19 protein-coding genes are annotated in these 19,981 nt (G+C 66.4%); 8 read left to right on the forward strand and 11 right to left on the reverse strand.

From position 1 onward, the window contains the following. Positions 1-119 precede the first annotated feature (119 nt). The 3 genes from WBP07_RS11185 to WBP07_RS11195 all read left to right on the forward strand — a co-directional run bounded on the left by WBP07_RS11185 (position 120) and on the right by WBP07_RS11195 (position 2,646). Positions 120-542 (forward strand): hypothetical protein, encoded by a 423-nt coding sequence (locus tag WBP07_RS11185; RefSeq protein ID WP_395391128.1) that lies wholly within the window; start codon positions 120-122, stop codon positions 540-542. Between the two features lie 234 nt (positions 543-776). Continuing rightward, positions 777-1,325: a hypothetical protein gene (locus tag WBP07_RS11190; protein WP_395391129.1), complete on the forward strand. Its 549-nt coding sequence runs from the start codon at positions 777-779 to the stop codon at positions 1,323-1,325. 169 nt (positions 1,326-1,494) lie between these two features. Next, a complete protein-coding gene (locus WBP07_RS11195; RefSeq protein WP_395391130.1) occupies positions 1,495-2,646 on the forward strand; it encodes a glycosyltransferase family 4 protein in 1,152 nt (383 codons plus the stop codon). Positions 2,647-2,885: 239 nt separating this feature from the next. Here WBP07_RS11195 and WBP07_RS11200 read toward each other — a convergent pair whose 3' ends face one another. The 4 genes from WBP07_RS11200 to WBP07_RS11215 form a co-directional block, all read right to left on the reverse strand. Further along, on the reverse strand, positions 2,886-3,932 hold the full coding sequence (locus WBP07_RS11200; RefSeq protein WP_395391131.1) for a MarR family transcriptional regulator: 1,047 nt from the start codon (positions 3,930-3,932) through the stop codon (positions 2,886-2,888). Between the two features lie 86 nt (positions 3,933-4,018). After that, a complete protein-coding gene (hemH, locus tag WBP07_RS11205; RefSeq protein ID WP_395391132.1) occupies positions 4,019-5,023 on the reverse strand; it encodes a ferrochelatase in 1,005 nt (334 codons plus the stop codon). Further along, on the reverse strand, positions 5,023-7,326 hold the full coding sequence (locus WBP07_RS11210) for a molybdopterin cofactor-binding domain-containing protein (protein WP_395391133.1): 2,304 nt from the start codon (positions 7,324-7,326) through the stop codon (positions 5,023-5,025). Before WBP07_RS11210 ends, hemH begins: the two co-directional genes overlap by 1 nt. Continuing rightward, entirely contained in the window at positions 7,326-8,306 is a 981-nt protein-coding gene (locus tag WBP07_RS11215) for an Mrp/NBP35 family ATP-binding protein (protein WP_395391134.1), read from the reverse strand. The genes WBP07_RS11210 and WBP07_RS11215 overlap by 1 nt, the downstream gene beginning before the upstream one ends. Before the next feature lie 212 nt (positions 8,307-8,518). On the opposite strand from WBP07_RS11215, the gene WBP07_RS11220 reads away from it, so the two are divergent. The 4 genes from WBP07_RS11220 (at position 8,519) to dinB (ending at position 13,811) form a co-directional block, all read left to right on the forward strand. Continuing rightward, the gene (locus WBP07_RS11220) at positions 8,519-9,796 is read left to right on the forward strand and encodes an SPFH domain-containing protein (RefSeq protein ID WP_395395777.1); all 1,278 of its coding nucleotides are present in this window, start codon (positions 8,519-8,521) and stop codon (positions 9,794-9,796) included. Further along, entirely contained in the window at positions 9,793-10,635 is an 843-nt protein-coding gene (gene hflC, locus WBP07_RS11225; RefSeq protein WP_395391135.1) for a protease modulator HflC, read from the forward strand. The genes WBP07_RS11220 and hflC overlap by 4 nt, the downstream gene beginning before the upstream one ends. Before the next feature lie 157 nt (positions 10,636-10,792). After that, positions 10,793-12,337, forward strand: coding sequence for a Do family serine endopeptidase (locus WBP07_RS11230; protein ID WP_395395778.1), 1,545 nt, complete (start codon positions 10,793-10,795; stop codon positions 12,335-12,337). 358 nt (positions 12,338-12,695) lie between these two features. Continuing rightward, positions 12,696-13,811, forward strand: coding sequence for a DNA polymerase IV (dinB, locus tag WBP07_RS11235; RefSeq protein ID WP_395391136.1), 1,116 nt, complete (start codon positions 12,696-12,698; stop codon positions 13,809-13,811). Between the two features lie 27 nt (positions 13,812-13,838). Here dinB and WBP07_RS11240 read toward each other — a convergent pair whose 3' ends face one another. The 6 genes from WBP07_RS11240 to WBP07_RS11265 all read right to left on the reverse strand — a co-directional run bounded on the left by WBP07_RS11240 (position 13,839) and on the right by WBP07_RS11265 (position 18,010). Continuing rightward, on the reverse strand, positions 13,839-14,834 hold the full coding sequence (locus tag WBP07_RS11240) for a phosphatase PAP2 family protein (RefSeq protein WP_395391137.1): 996 nt from the start codon (positions 14,832-14,834) through the stop codon (positions 13,839-13,841). Between the two features lie 367 nt (positions 14,835-15,201). Further along, on the reverse strand, positions 15,202-15,564 hold the full coding sequence (locus WBP07_RS11245; protein WP_395391138.1) for an NUDIX domain-containing protein: 363 nt from the start codon (positions 15,562-15,564) through the stop codon (positions 15,202-15,204). A 101-nt stretch (positions 15,565-15,665) separates the two neighbouring features. Continuing rightward, complete coding sequence (locus WBP07_RS11250) at positions 15,666-16,286, reverse strand: 6-phosphogluconolactonase (protein ID WP_395391139.1); 621 nt, start codon at positions 16,284-16,286, stop codon at positions 15,666-15,668. A gap of 52 nt (positions 16,287-16,338) precedes the next feature. After that, positions 16,339-16,800 carry a Dps family protein gene (locus tag WBP07_RS11255; protein ID WP_395330855.1) on the reverse strand — a complete coding sequence of 154 codons (462 nt, stop codon included), beginning with the start codon at positions 16,798-16,800 and terminating at the stop codon, positions 16,339-16,341. 92 nt (positions 16,801-16,892) lie between these two features. Beyond that, positions 16,893-17,450: a hypothetical protein gene (locus WBP07_RS11260; RefSeq protein ID WP_395391140.1), complete on the reverse strand. Its 558-nt coding sequence runs from the start codon at positions 17,448-17,450 to the stop codon at positions 16,893-16,895. Positions 17,451-17,554: 104 nt separating this feature from the next. Then, positions 17,555-18,010, reverse strand: a complete 456-nt coding sequence (locus WBP07_RS11265) for an XRE family transcriptional regulator (protein WP_395391141.1) — start codon at positions 18,008-18,010, stop codon at positions 17,555-17,557. Positions 18,011-18,114: 104 nt separating this feature from the next. Between WBP07_RS11265 and WBP07_RS11270 the strand changes: the two genes are divergently transcribed. Then, complete coding sequence (locus WBP07_RS11270; protein ID WP_395391142.1) at positions 18,115-18,813, forward strand: murein L,D-transpeptidase catalytic domain family protein; 699 nt, start codon at positions 18,115-18,117, stop codon at positions 18,811-18,813. A gap of 24 nt (positions 18,814-18,837) precedes the next feature. On the opposite strand, the gene WBP07_RS11275 is transcribed toward WBP07_RS11270, so the two are convergent. Then, a complete protein-coding gene (locus WBP07_RS11275; RefSeq protein ID WP_395391143.1) occupies positions 18,838-19,980 on the reverse strand; it encodes a right-handed parallel beta-helix repeat-containing protein in 1,143 nt (380 codons plus the stop codon). Position 19,981 lies beyond the last annotated feature (1 nt).

Raw genomic sequence — 19,981 nt, forward strand, 5'->3', positions numbered from 1 at the left:
AGTCCGCTCCGATCCCGTTCAGCCGCGCATCGGTAGAACCAAGCTCAAGACAAGCTGAAACGCTGGGCGGGAATGCTCCGGATGACCGGGTGCTTCCGCCGCTGGAAGGAGCAAGTATCATGACCATCATGCGCAAGATCGGCCTTACCGGCGCGCTCGCTGCGACGGCCCTCGCCGCCGCGACGCCGGCCATGGCTCAGGACTATCGGGGCTATCACCGTGGCGGGGACAACACCGCCGCCGTCGCCATCGGCGCGGGCGTGGTGGGTCTCGCCCTTGGCGCGATCATCGCTTCGAACAACGACCACCGCTACCGCGACGACTATCCGGCCTATTACACCAGCGGCTGGGAATATCGCGACGGCTGGTACTGGGACCATGACGGCGGCCGCCACAGCCGCGACGAATATGCCCGCTATCACCGCAACGGGCCCGATAACTATCGCGGCAACGACTATCGCGGTGCCGCCTACCACGGCAACCAGAACGACTTCCGCCGTGGTTACGACCACGACCGGGACGATTTCCGCCGCGGTTATTGATCGCATGAGCCACCGAGCGGCGGGGTGAACCCCTCCCCCGTCGCGACGAGACGCCCGGCCCTCCTCCTGGCCGGGCGTCTTTCGTTCTGCAGCAATTTTCGCTCCGCGCAACGCAGCTTTCGATAAGCGAAACAGGAAGTTCACGACGCGTTCAGTGGAAACATTGCAGAAATGTTGCACGTGCCCGCTGGAACCGCCGTTGACTGGTTGGCCCGGAAAGGGAGTTCAATCGAGATGAATATCAGGATCAGGAATTTCGCCCTCGGCGCGGCTCTCGCGGCCTGTGCCGTGACCGCATCGGCGCCGGCAATGGCGCGTGACGGCTATGGCGACGACACGGCGGCCGTGGCCATCGGCGCGGGCGTCATCGGCCTTGCCCTGGGCGCCGCGCTGGCGGACCGGGGCGATCGCTACTACTACAATCACGATTACTACGGCGCGCGGCGCTACGTCACCGTGCGCGGCCGGCCGGGATACTATTATTACTACGACGGCTATCCCAACCGCTACTACCAGGACCGCTACTACGACCGGTACTACGCGCCCTATTACCGCGAGCACTGGAACCGTCCGGGCTGGGGCCGCCCTGGCTATGGCCGTCCGGGATGGGCGCCGGGTCCGAACCGCTGGAACGATCATCGCGGCTGGGACCGCAGGGACTATGGGCGCGATCACGGGCGTGACTATGGCCGCCATGATGATCGCCGCGATTACGGCCGACATGACGGCGGGCGCCATGACAACGGGCGCCATGACGATCACGGACGTGGCTGGCGCCGCTGAGCCGCCGGCCGATCGCACTTAGCCGATCGCACTTGAACGTATGAGACCTGAATTGTTGGGGCGGCGGTCGAACTCGATCGCCGCCCCTTGATCTTCGCCGTCCAATGCACGCCTCGTGCGATGATCCGCACTCGCCAAGCCCCGCACGGGCGGCTATGGGGCGCCCAACATGGATATCGCCGACCTTCGCATCGCCCTCTTTTCGGGTAACTACAATTACGTGCGTGATGGCGCCAACCAGGCGCTGAACCGTCTGGTCGGCTACCTTCTGAAGCAGGGCGCGCAAGTGCGCGTCTATGCCCCCGTCGTCCGCAATCCGGCGTTCGCGCCCACCGGCGATCTGGTGGGCATCCGCGCCGTGCCGATCCCGACGCGTTCGGAATACCGCATGCCCATCTCGATATCGGGCAAGGCGCGCCGGGATCTCAAGGCCTTCGCACCGCATGTGGTGCATCTGTCCTCCCCCGATCCGGTTGGCCATCAGGCGCTGAGGTGGGCGCGCAACCGCAACCTGCCGGTGCTGTCATCCGTTCACACCCGCTTCGAAACCTACCTGCGCTATTACAACATGGCCTGGGGCGAACCGGTGGTAGAAGCGATCCTGCGCCGCTTCTACCGCCGCTGCGACGCGCTGGTGGCGCCTTCCGAATCGATGGCCCAGCTGCTGCGCGAACAGCGCATGAATTACGACGTGTCGATCTGGTCGCGCGGCGTGGACCGCGAGATTTTCCATCCCGGCCGTCGCGATCTGGAATGGCGGCGCGCCAAGGGAATCGCCGATCATGAAGTGACGATCGGTTTCCTGGGCCGCCTCGTCATGGAAAAGGGCCTGGACGTGTTTTCGGACACGCTGGACGAACTGACGCGGCGCGGCGTTGCGCATCGCGTGCTCGTCGTGGGCGAGGGCCCTGCCCGCGAATGGTTCGAGGCGCGTCTGCCGCAAGCGGTCTTCGTCGGCTTCCAGCAGGATGAGGATCTTGCCCGCGCCGTTTCCAGCATGGACATGCTGTTCAACCCCTCGGTCACCGAAACGTTCGGCAATGTCACGCTGGAGGCGATGGCCTGCCGCCTGCCCGTGGTCGCCGCTGCCGCCACCGGCAGCCAGAGCCTTGTCGACGATCGCCAGTCGGGCCGCCTGCTGCCGCCTGGCGCGATCCACCAGTTCGCCGAAGCGCTGAAAGCCTATATCGAGGACGCCCCCCTGCGCGAGGCGCACGGCCTTGCCGGTGAGGAACGCGCACTGGAATTCAGCTGGGACCGCATCAATCAGGAAGTGGCGGATACCTATCTGCGCCTGATCCGCCAGAAGACGCGCGCCTGATCGAGGGTGAGCGAGCGAAAAGGGGCCAAGCCGGTCTTGGTCCCGTTCGTTCTGACAGGTCTAGGTCTGGATCCAGCGTCGCCTCCGCGAAGGCGGGGGGCCCCGCTTTTCTTGCAGCACGGCGCGGCGGTGAAGAAGGAAGCGGGATCCCCGCCTTCGCGGGGATGACGAAACTTGAAATTCGTTGAGCGGTGCTCCGAACTCAGTCCAAAGCGGTCAGAAGGCGACGGCCGCCCGCCTCAAACCGGCGCGGCCGTCGCCAATCCTATCTCGCCGAAGTAACGACCGAGGGAATCGACCGCCTTGTCGGTCAGTTCGATGAACGCGCGGCGCCGGTCGTTGTCGTCCAGCACCCGGCGGAACAAGCCGCCTTCGACCATCTGGCCAATCCAGCGCAGCGCCGTCGTCGGCGGGACGGCGGCCGCGATGCAAAGCGACGTGACGGAGACCTGCTTGCCCTCTCCCCGCGCGGCGGCAAGGTCCAACAGCATGTCCCAGGCCGGATCGGCAAACAGGTCGCCTTCGATGAAACGGGCGCGCAGTTCGCGCTGACGCAGGATCTTGCGCACCAGCCGGGCTTCGGGAAGCTGGGCAGTGGTCTTGCCCGGGGCGGCCTTGACCGGAGCAGCCTTGCCCAAGGCCGATTGGGCCGGGACCGATTGGGCCGGGGCCGATTGGGGCGGGGCCGATTGGGGCGGGTGCATCGCAGGAACGGGCTCGGCAACGGCGACGCCCCATGCCTCCGCCTCGGCTCCGGGGGCAAGGCGCTCGATCCGTCCGGCGATCTCTCCCACCTGCTCGGTCAGGCGCAGGATCATCAGGCGGTCATCGTCTGAAAGTTCGCGCACGCGGCCATGCGGCATCGTTGCCATCACCCGGCCCAGCGCCACCACGCGTTCCGCCCGGCTGGGATCGACCAGCAGGATCGGGCTGGAATGGTCCATGCAGGCGAAGACATCCTCCAGCCCCGCGACGCTGGTGGAAACGATCAGCTGCGCGCCTTCCAGGAATGCGCGCAAGTCCAGCCGGGCAAGCGCGGCGATCGTTTCGATGTCCACTTGCGGACAATCGACGAGCACCACGTCGCCCAGCATCCGCTCGCCATCGTCCCGCAACTCGCCCAGGGCGCCAGCGGTGACGCGCATCCCGGCTGCGGCCGCATCCTCGCGCATCATGTCGCGCAAATGCGGGCGGTCCGCGAAGATCGCGAGCGTGGCCGAACGACCCTGCCGCGTCGCGCCGCCATCGCGCGCGTCCGCGCCGTAGCTGAAATCCATCTCGTCCATGTGCTCGGTGTTCCCACGTAGAGAAAATGGAGAACAACACGGCTTGCCGCCAAAACGGGCGTTAAATCCTTGTTACCGCGACTCCATCACCAGCCCGAAAGCTCTCGCCGGACCAACGTTTCCAGCATATCCATGCCTTCGGCCGTGTCGTTCAAGCAGGCCAGCACCGCGAAATCGCCGCCCCCTGCCGTCTGGAACACTTCCCGCCCGCGGATCGCCAGTTCCTCCAGCGTTTCCACGCAATCGGCCGAGAAGCCCGGCGCCGCCACCGCGATGCGGCGGGTGCCGGCCTTGGCCTCGGCAATCAGCAGGTCTTCCGTCGCAGGCTCCAGCCACTTGGCGCGGCCGAAGCGGGACTGGAAGCTGGTTTCGATGCGCAGCGCCGGGAAGCGCTTCCCCAGCCGCTCCACCAGCAGGTGCGAGGTTTCGCGGCAGTGCCAGTAATAGGGATCGCCAAGATCGGTGGTGCGCTGGGGCATGCCGTGGAACGACAGCACCAGCACCTCCGGCGTGAACGCCAGCCGTTCGACCTGCCGCGCCAAGTCGGCTTCCAGCGCGGAGATATGGCCGGGATCGGCGTAGTAGGGCGGCAGGTTGCGCAGCGCCGGTTGCCAGCGCATCGCCGCCATCGCCTGCCCCACCTTATCGGTCACCGAAGCTGTCGTCGCGCCCGAATATTGCGGGTAGAGCGGCGCGATCAGGATGCGGTCGCACCCCGCCGCCTTCATCGCCGCAAGCCGCGCGGGGATCGCGGGATTGCCGTAGCGCATCGCCCAGTCGACCATGATGTCCTGCCCCAGCCGCTGCTGCAACTTCTCCGCCTGTGCGGCGGTGATCACGGCCAGCGGCGACCCCTTGTCGGTCCAGACCTGGCTATAGGCATGGGCGGACTTTGCCGGGCGGGTGCGCAGGATCACGCCGTGGAGGATCGGCTTCCACGCGATCGCCGGGATTTCCACCACGCGCGGGTCGGACAGGAATTCCGCCAGATAACGGCGCACGGCCGGCGCGGTAGGGGCATCGGGCGTGCCCAGGTTGACCAGCAGGACGCCGACGCGGGAAACAGCCACACCGGAATTGGAAGGCGGCATCAGAACTCCTCCGCAAACAGGGGAAGGCGACGGAAGCGCAGCCCGGTCGCCGAATAAAGCGCATTGGCCACGGCGGGCGCCACGACTGCGGTGCCCAGTTCGCCCGGATCTGCAGCCCCCGAACCTGCAGCCTGTGCCGCGTCGGCAGGATCGGCCTTACCCTCGATGAATTCCACTTCGATGCGCGGGCAATCGGCCAGCGTCGGCAAGGCCATGTCGCCCAGCCGGTCGCTGTCCGGCCGGCCGCCGGCATAGCGCGGCGCGCAGCCGAGCGCCAGGCCGAGGCCGAAGACCAGCCCGCCCTCGATCTGCTGGCGGGCAATGTCGAAATTGACGATCCGGCCGATGTCCGCCACCGCGCTCAGCCGGTCCACCCGCACGCCGCTCTCGTCCCGCCGGGCGCTGGCGACAACGGCGATGCGCCCCGCGCCGATCGCATGGCAGGCGATGCCCTGCCCGCTGTTGTCGCCCCCGCCGCCCCATTCGGACAGCGCGGCAACCCGCTGCAGGCATTCGGCCAGGCGCACGTCCTGCCCCAGCATCGCCATGCGGTAGGACAGCGGCTCTCGCCCGGCGCGGTGGGCCAGTTCATCCACGAAGCTTTCGTTGAAGAAGGCGGTGTAGCCGTGCGAATTGCCGCGCATCCGCGCAGTCGGCAGGTCGATGGTGGCAGGGATGTGGTCGACGGCGAGCGCGGGGATGGCATAGGCGGGCACTGCCCCTTCCAGCGCCATCGCATCGGCCTTCCCGGCGACTGCCGCCACCGCATCGCCGGGGCTGTCCCCCGCGAACATGCGGCGGCCGAATTCACGGGCGGTGGCGGGCATGGCGATGCGGGCGCGCCAACCGGCAATGCCGCCTTCCGCATTCGGGCGCGCCGCCATCACCGCCACGGCGGGGGCGCGCGGGAACGCGGCGCGGAATTCTTCTCCGCGCGGCCAGGTGAGCTGCACCGGCCGCCCCGCCGCCTTCGCCAGCACCGCCACTTGCGCCGCGTGGCGGCATTCCAGCCGCAAGTCGAAGCTGCCGCCCAGCGCCATGGGATAGAGCACGACCGCGCGCGGCCCGATGCCGATGGCTTCGGCTGCTGCCGCACGCACCGCTTCCGGCGCCTGCGTGCCGATCCAGAGTTCCAGCGTGCCATCGGCAAAACGGGCCGTGGCGGTCGCCGTCTCGATCGTGGCATGGGCGGCGGGGGCGACTTCGTAGCGGACCTGGAACGGCAGCAGGCCGTTCACCGCCGCGCCGTCTCCGCTCAGGTAGATGCGTTCGCCGCCGCCGGTGCGCATCGCCGTATCCAGCGCATTGTCCACCACATCGCTGTCGAGCGCGCCGATCACGCGGAAACGGGGCTGGGCGCGCACCAGCGCGGTTTCCGCGCTCCACCAGTCATCCGCCAGCGCGGCGACCCAGCCGGGCCCCTGCACGAAGCGCCGAAAGCCGCGCACCGACTTCGCCGCCTGCTCGTTCAGGCCCGACACTTCCGCCATCGCCCCTGTGCCGCCGACCAGCGGGGCATGGCGGATCGAGGCGCGCAGCATGTCCGGCAGGCGCACGTCGCCTGCGAAAGTCCACGATCCCTCCACCTTGGAGGGCAAGTCCAGCCGGGGATAGCGCAGGCGCGCGCCGGGCGGGAACTCTCCCGGCTTTTCGGCGGGGAAATCGGGCCGCAGCGGCGGCGGATCCGGCGGCGAGAACGCGGCCGCTTCCGCCGCCAGCACGCCGAAGGGCAGCACTTTGCCGGCATGGTGGACAAGCCCGTCACGCACCTCGCACTCTTCGGCAGTGACGCCCCAGCGCGCGGCGGCAGCCTGCGCCAGCAAGGCGCGGGCCGAGGCGGCAGCCGCGCGGGCCGGGCCTTCGTAGGCGGCCACCGAAGTGCCGTCCGCCGTCACGTTGAAGCGGTGATCCTCCGCCCAGCGGCGGGTGACGTAGGCATCGGGCTTGTCGGCAAGAGAGGTTGCAAACGGCATCCAAAGCGGCGCCCACTTCGCCGCCAGCACCGTATTGGCATAGAACGCGCTGACCGGGGCCGGCTCCACCGCCACCTGTCGCCAGTCCGCGCCCAATTCCCAGGCGACGATCTGGGGCAGCAAGGTGGTGACGCCCTGCCCCATTTCCACTTGCGGCACCGCCACGCTGACCACGCCATCCGCGCCGATCTTGATCCAGGCGCCGAAGGCATGCTCGTCCGGGCCGGGTTCCAGCGGCAGCGGGAAACGATGCGGGCGCAGCAGGTAGCCGACCGCAAGGCCGCCGCCCGCCAGCGCACCGATCAGGACGCCGCGCCGCGAAACCGCCATCAGATCGTATCCAGCCAATCCGACACGCGGCGTGCCAGCGCCACGAAAGCTTCCGCCTGCGGCCCGGTTCCCGCCGCCGGCGGCGTGCCGGCATCGCTGTCCCGCCGGATCGCGATATCCAGCGGAATGCGGCCCAGGAAGTCCAGTCCCATGGTCTTCGCAGCGGCCTCTGCCCCGCCGGCGCCGAAGGGATCGCTCACCTCCCCGCAGTGCGGGCAGGCATAGCCGGCCATGTTCTCGATCACGCCCACCACGGGCACGTTGCTCTTTTCGAACAGCGAAACCGCCCGCGCCGCGTCCATCAGCGCCAGGTCCTGCGGGGTGGAGACGATCACCGCGCCCGCCGGCTTGAACTTCTGCAGCATCGTCAGCTGCACGTCGCCAGTGCCGGGCGGCAGATCGACCACGATGATCTCCGCATTGTCCCAATGCGCCTCAAGAAACTGGGTCAGCGCGCCGGCCACCATCGATCCGCGCCAGGCGATCGCCTGCCCCGGTTCGGACAGATGCGCCATCGACAGCATCGGCACGCCCCAGGGGCTGGCCACCGGCACCAGCCGGCTTTCATGCGCGACCGGGCGCTGGTCCTCAGTGCCGAGCAATCGCGCCTGCGATGGGCCGGAGATATCCGCATCCACCAGCCCGACCTTGCGGCCCAGCCGGGCCAGAGCCACCGCCAGATTGGCCGACAGCGTGGACTTGCCCACCCCGCCCTTGCCCGAACCGACTGCAAGGATGTGCTGGCGCGGCTTGTCCGCCATCACCGCGACGTGCACTTCCGCCACGCCCTCAGCCCCTTCCAGCGCCGCGCGCACTGCAGGTTCCACGGCGGTCTGCTGCTGAACCGAAAGGCCGGTGCCGTCCAACACCACGACGGCGCGCCCGTCGGTCAATCGCAGCGACCGCACCCGGTCCGCCAGATCCGGCGGCAACAGGGATTTCAGGCGATCGGCGGGGCCGGCGGCATCGGGGCTGGTCATGGCGTCCTTGGAGATAAATGAGGTGGAGAATACGGGAAAATCGGAGGGTCCGATGCCGCTCAGGTGGCGTAGTCGAGGAAAAAGGGCAAGAGAGGCACTGTTTAAGACGAAAAAGGCTTCCTATAGATAACGGCATGACAGCAAACGGTGACGCAATCTCACGCGCCGGCCTCGGCACCGCACAGGACACCCTTTCGGGCGAAACGCTTGCCATGGCAGGCCGCAAGAGCCCGTGGGGCTCGGACGGTAGTGGCAACGAAGGAGGCGACGGGGACGACGGCGCATCGCAGCCGGGTGGCGGTGGCAGCGGCAGTGGCAGCGGCGGCGATGACGGGCGCCCCGCGTCCGACACGCCCGGCTCTACCCCCGATGACCGGCCCGAAGGCGGGAAGCCCGGCGATTCCACGCCCGCTGGCCCCTCCGCCCCCTCGACCGGCAAGGGCGGCCCCAACGAACCGCGCGGCCCGCGCAACCCCTGGCTGCCCAGCGGCGGCACCCCGCCGCGCCGCTCCGCCAGTATCGAGGATATCTTCCGTCCGCGCGATCCGCGCCGCACCGGCGGCAATGGCGGCGGCGGACTGGGCGGCGGCTTCCCCAATCTGCCGCGCCGCGCCGATGGCAAGTCGTGGCTGCCGCAGGGCATCGGCCTGGCGGTAGTGGGATTGCTGGCCGTTTCCTCCGTCCATTCGCTCAGCCCCCAGGAACAGGGCGTCGTCACCCGCTTCGGCCAATTCTCGCGCGTGATCGATTCCGGCGTTTCGCTCACCCTGCCCTGGCCGATCGAGCAGGTGGACAAGACCGACGTGCGCTCCTTCGCGGTGGACACGATCCCCGATGGCGAGAGCGAGAAGCTGATGCTGACCAGCGACAAGAACCTTGTCGACCTCAGCTACCTGGTCCGCTGGAACATCAAGGACCTGCAGGACTATTCCTATCGCCTGGTCGACCCCAAGGACACCGTGCGCGAAGTGGCAGAGGCGGCCATGCGCGCCTCCATCGGCCAGATCTCGCTGAATGAGGCTCTGTCGGGCGCCGGGCGTGCCCGCGTGGAGCAGGACGTGCGCGAGCGGACGCAGCGCATTCTCGACTACTATCGCGCCGGCATCTCGATCCAGGGGATCGAGATCAAGAAGGCCGATCCGCCGTCGAAGACCCGCGCCGCCTTCGATCAGGTCAACGTCGCCCAGCAGGAAGCCGACCGCGATCGTTCGAACGCGCGCGCCAGTGCGCAGCAGGCGATTGCCCATGCGCAGGGTGAAGCCACCGCCTTCGACAAGGTCTACGAAGAATACAAGCTCGCCCCCGAAGTGACGCGGCGGCGCATGTACTACGAAACGATGGAGCGCGTGATTTCCCAGAACGACACCGTCGTCGCCGAACCCAAGAACATGACCAGCTATCTGCCGCTTCCCGAAATGAAGCGCCGCGCCGATCCTGCCGCTGCCGGTGACATCACCGTGACCGCCGCCCCCGCACAGGGAGGCCAGTGATGAGCATCTGGCAGGACTACAAGGCCGCATGGATCGCGGCGGGTGCCGCCGCCGCCGCCGTGCTGGTAAGCGTGATCGTCGTGCCCGAGACGGAGCAGGTGGTGATCGTGCGCGCCGGCCGTCCGACGCGCGTCTACAATGCCTATGTGCCCGGCGCGCCGTTCGGCGCGACCGATGCCGGCATCCACTGGCGCATTCCGGTCGTGGAACGCGCGGTGCGCATCGACAAGCGCCTGCTTTCGGTGGACATGCAGCAGGAACAGGTGCTCTCCACCGATCAGTTGCGCCTGAATGTGGACGCCTTCGCCCGCTACCGGATCATCGATCCGGTGAAGATGGTGCAGACGGCGCAGACATCCGAACGCCTGACCGAACAGTTGCAGCCCATCCTGTCCTCGGTCGTGCGGCAGGAACTGGGCAAGCGCACGTTCCAGTCGCTGCTGACTGCCGAGCGCGGCGAGGCGATGGCCCATATCCGCGATGGTCTGGACCGTGAGGCGCGCGAATACGGCGCGCAAGTGATCGACGTGCGGATCAAGCGGGCCGACCTGCCCGAAAGCGCCCTGGAAAGCGCGTTCGACCGCATGCAGGCCACGCGTCAGGAAGAGGCCAAGACGATCCGCGCGCAAGGCACCAAGGATGCGCAGATCATTCGCGCCGATGCCGAAGCGCAAGCCTCGCGCATCTATGCCGATGCTTTCGACAAGGACCCCCAGTTCTACGATTTCTACCGGGCGATGAAGAGCTATACCATCTCGTTCGATAGCAAGGGCGAAGGCGGCAAGACTATTCTTCTTTCGCCCGACAACGCGTATCTAAAGCATTTCCGGGAACCATAAGGCTTTTCGGACGATCAACGGATCGGCGCTCGTTTGCACCGGTCTGACGCAGAGACGTCATTCAAACCCGGTTAAGCTCGTGGAGCGTCAACCGGGCGGTGACGACAGTATGTGACCCTGCACTGCCAGGACGGAGGAATCAAAGGACGTGAAGCCCGTGCGATACGCTTATGGATTGACCACAGCGCTCCTGCTGGGAGGCGCGACGCTCACCCTTGTCACCGGCTATCCGGCTGGCGCCCAGGTCGCCCAGAACGAAGCCAGCCAGATGGCCCGCGTGGTCCCTCGCGGCGGCGCTCCGGCGAGCTTTGCGGACCTGACCGAACAGCTGGCGCCCTCGGTCGTCAACATCTCCACCCGCCAGCGCGTGCAAGTGCAGGGCGGCGGCGCCAATCCCTTCGCGGGCACGCCTTTCGAAGGCCTGTTCGGCGGCGGTGGCGGCGGCGGCTCCAGCCCGCAGACGCGTGAGGCGCAGTCCCTGGGCTCGGGCTTCATCGTCTCGGCCGACGGCTACATCGTCACCAACAACCACGTGATCACGGCCGAGGGCAAGGGACAGGTCGAATCGATCACCGTCATCATGCCCGACGGCACCGAGTATCCGGCCAAGCTGATCGGCAAGGACGCCGCGTCGGACCTGGCCGTGCTGAAGATCACCGCCCCCAAGGCGCTGCCCTTCGTGAAGTTCGGGGACAGTTCCAAGGCGCGCGTGGGTGACTGGGTGGTCGCCATCGGCAACCCGTTCGGGCTGGGCGGCACGGTTACGGCGGGCATCGTCTCGGCCGTGTACCGCAACACCGGTGCCGGCGGCGCCTACGACCGCTATCTCCAGACTGACGCCTCGATCAACCGCGGCAACTCCGGCGGCCCGATGTTCGACATGAACGGGCAGGTGATCGGCATCAACAACGCCATCTTCTCCCCCACCGGCGGCAGCGTCGGCATCGGCTTCGCGATTCCCTCCGAAATCGCCTCGCCCATCGTCGACAAGCTGATCAAGGGCGAGAAGATCCAGCGCGGCTATCTGGGCGTGCAGATTCAGCCGCTGAACGAAGATCTGGCCGATTCGCTGGGCCTTGAGCACAACAAGGGCGAATTCATCCAGAGCGTGGTCGCCGATGGCGCCGCCGCCAAGGCCGGCATCCAGGCCGGCGACGTGGTGGTGAAGGTCGGCGGCAAGGAAGTGACCCGCGACCAGAGCCTCTCGTTCCTCGTCGCCAACACGGCGCCGGGCACGAAGGTGCCGGTGGAGCTGATCCGCAACGGCCGCCGCATGACGGTGACCGCCACGGTGGACCAGCGCCCGAGCGAGGACGATCTGGCCCAGTCGTTCGACAACAGCGGCGACGATCAGGATACCGACGCCTTCAACAACCCGCCGGCGCAGCAGACCCAGGGCGTGATCGAAAAGGCCACCGGTCTTTCGGTGACCCCGCTGACCCCGACGATCGCTCGCCAGCTGGGCGCGGCGGAAGGTACCAAGGGCCTTGTCATCATCTCGGTCGATCCCAGCTCGGATGCCGGCCAGAAGGGCTTTGCCCGCGGCTTCATCATCCTGTCGGCGAACAACCAGCCGGTGACGACCAAGGCCGATCTGGAGAACGTGATCAAGGCCGCCAAGGCCGACAACCGTTCCGCGATCCTGCTGCGCGTCCAGCCGCGCGGCCAACCGGCCGCCTTCGTGCCGGTGCGCCTGCGCTGATCCGCACTCGCACTACGAAATCGAAACGCCCGCCGGGAAACCGGCGGGCGTTTTCGTTTGAGGACGTCCGTTGCAGGACCTCGCGCCTTTCCCGCCCCCGCTCCGAACTTCCCGCGCACACTCTCCCGTTGCCCCCGCGAAGGCGGGGGCAACGCTTTCCTTGGGTTCAAACGGTCACATCGGCCGAACGGCGCCACCTGCGATAAGAAGCGGGATCCCCGCCTTCGCGGGGATGACGGCGTTGGGTGGCGAGAGTGCGGCGCCTCATCGAACGGACAATTGGGCAACGCACATCATTGGCGATCACCGATCATGATCTCCCCTATGGAGCGTGCCCACCCCTCGCTATAAGACCCGCATGTCATCGGCCGATCATGAACGCGAGGAGGAAGCCGACGGCCTGCGCAAGGTGATCCATGTCGACATGGACGCCTTCTATGCCAGCGTCGAACAGCGCGACGAACCTACGCTGAAGGGCAAGCCCGTCGCCGTGGGTGGATCATCCCAGCGCGGCGTGGTCGCCGCTGCCAGCTACGAGGCGCGCAAGTTCGGCGTACGCTCGGCGATGCCCTCCGTGAAAGCCGCAAGGCTCTGCCCCGACCTGGTCTTCCGCAAGCCCCGCTTCGACGTCTATCGCCAGGTCAGCGAGCAGATCCGCGCGATCTTCCTGGACTACACCCCCCACGTCGAACCGCTGTCGCTGGACGAGGCCTATCTGGACGTCACGGCGGACCTCAAGGGCATCGGTTCGGCCACCCGCATTGCCGAGGAAATCCGCCGCCGCATCAAGGCGGAAACCGGCCTGACCGCCAGCGCGGGCGTTTCCTACAACAAGTTCCTGGCAAAGTTGGCGAGCGACCAGAACAAGCCCGACGGGCTTTGCGTGATCCGCCCGGGCGAAGGCGCGCAGTTCGTCGCCGGGCTGCCCGTGCGGCGCTTTCACGGCGTGGGCCCGCGCGGGGCGGAGAAGATGGCACGGCTAGGCATCGAGACGGGGGCCGACCTGGTCACCAAGGACCTTGCCTTCCTGCGCGCGAACTTCGGCAGCTTCGCCGAATACCTGTTCCGGGCGGCACGCGGCGTCGACCTGCGACAGGTCCGCGCCGACCGCCCGCGGAAGTCCGTCGGCGGGGAGCGCACGTTCTTCGAGAACATCGCCGGCGCCGATGCCTTGCGCACGACGATGGACGAGATCGTGGAGATCGTCTGGGCCCGTATCGAACGCGCCGACACGCGCGGCCGCACGGTGACGCTGAAGCTGCGCTATGCCGACTTCACCACGATCACCCGCGCCCGATCGCTGCATCACTTCGTGGCCGACAAGGCGGAGTTCTCGGGCATCGGCCATGCCCTGCTGGATGACCTGTTGCCCCTGCCCCAGCCGATCCGCCTGATGGGCCTCACCCTCTCGGCGCTGGAACGGGGCGAGGAAGACGCACGCCCGGCCAAGGACGGCCAGCTCTCGCTGCTTTGAACGCGCCGCCCCACCCTCAGCCCTTCATCAAGTCAGCGCAGGCACCGGCGCAGGATAGCCGAAGCCCTGTTCGGCCTTGCCCCTTGCGGCAATGGCGGCATCGCGGACGCCGGCAGGTGAAAGCCGGTCTGCCAGCGTGTAGCTGAACCAGGCGAGCCCCATTCCCACGGGGATGTCGATTACGTAGTGCCAACGCGAAGCGATTGCCGTCACCAGAATGTAGAACAGGATGAAGGCGTAAGGCGGAACCAGGACTTTCCCGTGCTTGCGCGCAAACATGAAGAACAGGAACGCACCGCCCGCATGCAGCGACGGCATAGCCGCCAGCCCGGCCGTGAAATTGGCGCCCCCTTGGCTGGCAATCCATTTCCCGCCGCCGGACAGCGAATGGAAATAGAAATTCAGCATCTGGTGCTGGCCCTGCGAGATAATCGGATTGAGGCCATTCTGGAAAATGAAAGGACCGACCGCCGGCGTTCCTACGTATCCGACGATGCTCAACAGCTGAAGCAATATTACTGCCACGATGAGTTTGCCGAACTGCTCCGGCGTCCGAATGGCGTGATAGAGGAAGCTGATGTAGAAAAGCATCATGTACGAGGACAAGTAAAAATTCGCCTCATATGGAATCACCGGCAGAAGTCCACGCCGAATAGCCATGCACAAATAAATCAAAGGCATAGAAAATTCGTCTATCTTCCAGTAAAATCCATCAAAATTGTGTGAGTTAAGATGCGGAATCCATAATTTCACGTTGAAATACACAAATAGCGCGATTGTATAGCAAGGCAAGCCGATCAAAAAACGGGCTGCCACCTTGCGCTTTCCCAGAAAAATCATCGGCAGACCGATCAGGACGACACCGACCATAGGATATATGAAGTACAAACCAAGAAATTTAGCCTGCGTACTTGCCGGCATTACGATCGGTAGATCGAATCCGATCGAAATCAATAGCATCGCGATCAGGCCAATTCCGGATATAAATACTTCCGGCGGGCAAGATTTCAAATCGATCTTCATCGCTTCACCATCAGAAATTCGTCACTTTGATGAAGGCCCTTCACGCGAAGACTTCCTTCTAGGTGGTCTTCCTAGGTCCGCGTGGTTAAAATATCTTGAAGGATGTGCGGAACTACACACTCCGAATAGCTGCAATCGATATTTTGAAGAAAACAGCAACCTGCATCCCACTAAATACGGGAGCGAGTCTTTTGGATTTGAACGAGAACCACGCGGTTGCGCCACGCGCCAGCGCAGCGATAACAGCCCTTGCGCGCCGCGCCATTGGGCGTTTTCTAATCAGGCAGTAATTACCCGGCGATCCGCAAAACACGGTGGGCCAATGACTTAGAGCGGCTGATCCGACGCAATCGGATCGGAAACCGCTCTAGCGGCTTTCCGCGATCCAGTTGCGGATTTTCCGCGCCAGGCCCGTGGGCATGTGGTCGGGCAGGTCGTCCAGCGGGAAGAAGGCAATTTCCACGATCTCGCGCCCGTCCCACCGGGGCGTGCCCTCCACGCGGCCGACGACCATGTGGACGCGGTTGCTGGCACCCTGCAGATCCTCGTCGATGACGATCAGGGCCCGCCCGTCGAGCAGCGGGCGGCCCGTCTCCTCCTCGAACTCCCGCATGCCGGCGGCCAGCGCGTCTTCGGAGCGGTTCATGCCCCCGCCCGGCGGCATCCACTTTCCCGAGCCATAGGAATGGCGCAGCAGCAGGATGCGGCCTTCGGGGTCGAGCGCCAGCACACGCACGCCTTCAAGGCGCGGGCGCCTTATCCGCCAGAGCACCATCCGCGCCCGATGCGCGATGCGGTAGAGCGTCCGGTGGAGGCTGGCGGGCAGGAAGTTCAGCAGAAGCAGGTCACCTTGTGGCGGGCCGCGCGCAGCAGGCGGGCGATGGGCAGGTCATGCTCGCCCTTCACGGCGGCGTCGAACACCGCGCGCTTGTCGTCGCCGCGGATCACGAAGACGATCTCGTCGCTGTCCACCAGCGCGGGGATGGTCAGGCTCAACCGGTCGAACGGGGCTTCGGGCGGCAGCGGATCGGGGGTCAGACGGCGGACCGGATAGGGATCGTCCGCCTTCGGATCGGTATTGGGGAACAGCGAGGCGATATGCCCATCGCCTCCCATGCCCATCCAGGCGATGGCGAAGTGCGGGGGCTGCGCATCTTCGGTCAGCGGCACGATCTGCGCGCCCACAGGCTCAAGCCGGGCGCGGATCTTGCCGACGTTGCTGGCGGGATGATCCTCATCCACGATACGGTCGTCCCCCGGCCAGACCGCAATGCGGTGCCAGGGCAGATCTTCCTTGGCCAACAGGTCGAAGATCGGGAACGGCGTGGAGCCGCCCGGAACGGTTACCGCGATATCGTCGGGACTGGTGGCGAGCGCGGCCTTCAGGCGCGCGGCGAACCACTGGGCGATGGCCGCATTGTCGGCGTTTTCGATGATTTCCAGCTTGGGCATGGAGGAAGCATTAGCACTCCCTCCATGCCCACAGCCAGTCCCAAGGAATGGATTACGCGAGAATTTCGCGCAGGAACCAGGCGCGCTGTTCGGCCTGGTCGGTCCAGTCGTCGATGATGCCGTCGGTGGCGTTGTCGCCCGCGTCGCCGGCCAGTTCCTTGGTCGCCTTCAGCGAGGCGACGTAGGACGAATTGTCCTCGAACAGTTCCTTGACCATGGCCATGGCGTCCAGCGAGGTCTTGTCCTGGTCCGCGATGGAGGTCTTGGCGCCGATTGCGCCGATCGAGGTCAGCGTGGTGCCGCCCAGCTTGCGCACGCGTTCGGCGATCAGGTCGGTCAGGCCGAAGATCTCGGTCGCCTGCGTGTCGAACAGCAGGTGCAGGTCATGGAACTGCGGGCCCTTGACGTGCCAGTGGAAGTTCTTGGTCTTCACGTAGAGCGCGAAGGTATCGGCCAGCAGCCCGTTGAGGCTGTCGATCAGCGCGGCCTTCGAATTGTCGTCCTTGGAAGTCATGCCTTTGGTTCCCTTGGTCGTCATGTGGGGGAGGATGGAATGTAGATTGGTGAACGTATGAATTGAAGTCTGGTTGGAACGCGAATTTTCGATCAGACTAGTGAGAATTCCTGAAGCAGCAGCACGGCCGCCGCCAACAGCAGCAGCAGGCCGATCGCGCGCCTGATCCAGCACAGGGCCCCGCGATCCAGCAGATCCGGCGCTGCCCAGGCCAGACCCGCCAGCGCCGCGCCGCCCAGCGCGCCGCCCGCGCCCGCCGCAACCGGCGCGGCAAGGCCGACGCTCAGCCCGAAGATCAGAAAGCGCGCCGCGTCGGTCAGTTCCTGCGCGAAAAGCACAAGCGCCAGCGCGCCCAGCGAATTGGTCGGCTCCTTCGGATCGCGGCGCGGCACGAAGATCATCAGCTCCGCGCCTGCCATGGCCAGCGCGATACCCGCGAAAATCGCCCGTGCCGGGGGCGGCAGTTGCACCAGCAGCAGGCTGGCGGCCCAGCCCGCGATCCCCGCCGTCAGCACCGCGCAGGCCAACGCGACCAGCAACACACCCGGCCGTGCGCCCTGTCGGCGGGCCAGCCCCGCCACGGTCATCTGATCGCGCGCACCGAAGCCCGCGAGCAGGACCGCGATCCATGTCAGGTAGAATGCGGACATTGGCGAAGCGTGGAATTTCCCATGAGATGACCGCAGCTTAGGGCAAATGCGAAAGGTTGTCGCCCCCGATGGTCACTCCACGCCCGATGGTCGCTCCACGTCGGTCACTTCACGTCGGCGCGCGCGATCAACGCATCCAGCGCGGCGCGGCCCTGCCGCAGTTCGGGCAGGATCTTGCTCAGTTCGTGCTTGGTGATCCGCTTGCCGCCCTCGCTATCCACTGCCTGCGCCTCCACCAGCCGGTGCAGCGCCTCTACCAGTGCCAGAATGGGATCGACGCCGATCATCCGTTCCGGCAGCGCCACCGCACGCACTTGCGCCAGGCCGAGGCAACGGTCTATGGCCCCGGGGCCGAAGCTCTTCTCGATGCCCAGCAGCATCACGGGGTCGAGGCTGGTCGCTTCGGACTTCGCGTTGCGAATCGTTCCGGGCGAGCATCCCAGCCGTTCGGCGAGCTGGCGATCGTTGAGAGCCTGGCTCTTTTGGATCTGCCGGATAATCGCCGAAACCGCCTTGCGATACTCATCGCTGGTGGGTGCGCCGGAGCGGTTTGCAGTCATGCGGAACGCTTTCCTGACGATGAACGCGAATACAGCACGTTGTGACGATTAATGAGAATCACTCCAAGACCTTGTCGACGAACATGCCCTAATGGGGCAGCAATATGAACTTCAGCCGACGTAACTTCATTGTCGCCGCGACGGCATTTGCGGCGAGCTCCTCGACTGCGGCCAGCGCCATTTCCTCCTCGCCCTTCGGCGTGGGCGGCGTGCTGCCCGAACTGCCGCGCGCCCCGCTGCCCGGCCCCGGCGTTGCGCCCACGGCTCCTGCGGCGCTGCCCGCGGTCCGTTCCGGCGTGAACCCCGGACTGTTCGACGCCGCGATGGCCGCGCTGGACCGCCACGGCGGCCGGGTGATGCGCGATCGAATCGGCATCGTCGACTTTTCCTCGTCCTCGTCCGATCCCCGCCTCCATCTCGTCGATCTCGTGGGCGGCACCACATCGACGCTGCATGTCGCCCATGGCAGCGGTTCGGATCCGAACCACACCGGATGGTTGCAACGCTTCTCCAACAGCCCCGGTTCCAACGCGACCAGCGAAGGCGCCTATCTGACGTCCGACTACTACTTCGGCCGTCATGGACGCTCGCAGCGGCTGATCGGGCTGGACGCCAGCAACAGCAACGCGCTGGAACGCGCCATCGTCATCCACGGGGCCTGGTATGCGGAACCGTCGATGATCGCGGTCCACGGCAAGCTGGGCCGCAGCCAGGGTTGCCTGGCGGTCGGCGACAGCCTGCTGAACCGCGCGTTCGATCACTTGGGCTCCGGCCGGATGATCTACGCAGCGAAAGTGGCCTGAGGACGACGCCGAAGGTCCATCCACTCAGGAGACCTTCAGCGACACGGCACCGGGATCGCGCACGCCGGGATCGACCACCGCCGCCGGGCGGGACCATTTGCCACCGCCGCGCCGGCCGCTGACGCGCACGTCGCGCACCGATCCCGCCGCCACCACCCCGGCCCGCGCACCGGGGCCAAGGCCGTCGATCTCCAGTTCGGACACAGTGACGCCCTGCGTGGAGCAGGCGATGGCGTCGGCGCCCGCACGCTGCACGCTGCAATCCGGGCGGCCCTGGATATGGACCGCGCCCTGATTGATGCCCTTGCGCGTTACACAGTCCACCAGTTGCACCCGCCGCGCCGTGATCCGGGCATTGCCGAAAGTGCCGTAGCTCCGCTCCGAATTGAGGTAGAGCCCGGCACAGGCCGATCGCACCACGCGCACGTCCGATACCGTCACGTCCGCACCGCCGACCACCGCCACACCGCGCGCATGGCCATCGGTGATCGTCAGCCCGCTGGCGCGTATATTCGAGCAGCGCCGGCCCTTCTGGTTCGGCCGGTCGTAGCTGACCACCGCAAAGCCATCGTCCCCGGTATTGATCGCCTGATAGCCGCTCACCGCGATATCGGAGGAACCATTGGTGATGTGCAGCCCGTCCGCCATCGTATCGCGCACCAGAATGTGCCGCAGCGTGCCGCCGTGGGCGTCGTCCAGCGCGATCCCCGCCGTCGCCGCGCCGCGCACAGTCACGTTGGACAGCGTGAAGCCGTGGGCCGACTGCACCAAGAGGCCAAAGCCCGAATAGGCCTGAATGCGCTTGGTGGCCGGGGACGCCAGCGTCAGATCGCTGATCCGCGCGCCGCTGCCGGTCACCCGCAGGCGACCGTTGTTCGGGTCCAGCGCCTTCAGCGTCGCCCCCGATCCCTCGATAGCGCCGCCATCCAAAGCAAGCATGCCCGAATGGCAATAAGTGCCGCCTTTCTCCAGCCGCAGCACGCCTTTCGCCTGCGAGCACCAGTCCAGCGCACTCTGGAGCGCCGCCTGCTGGTCGCGCGCCGGGTCAGACTTGCCGCCGAACTCGCGAATGTCCCGTACGGGCGGCGCCGCTACTGCGCGCGCGGCCACCGGCAGGCAGGCGAGCATCGCGACGAAAGCGCGGCGGGACGAGAGAGATGATGTCATC

It is taken from the genome of Novosphingobium oxfordense (genome assembly GCF_044029435.1).
Taxonomy (GTDB): Bacteria; Pseudomonadota; Alphaproteobacteria; order Sphingomonadales; family Sphingomonadaceae; genus Novosphingobium.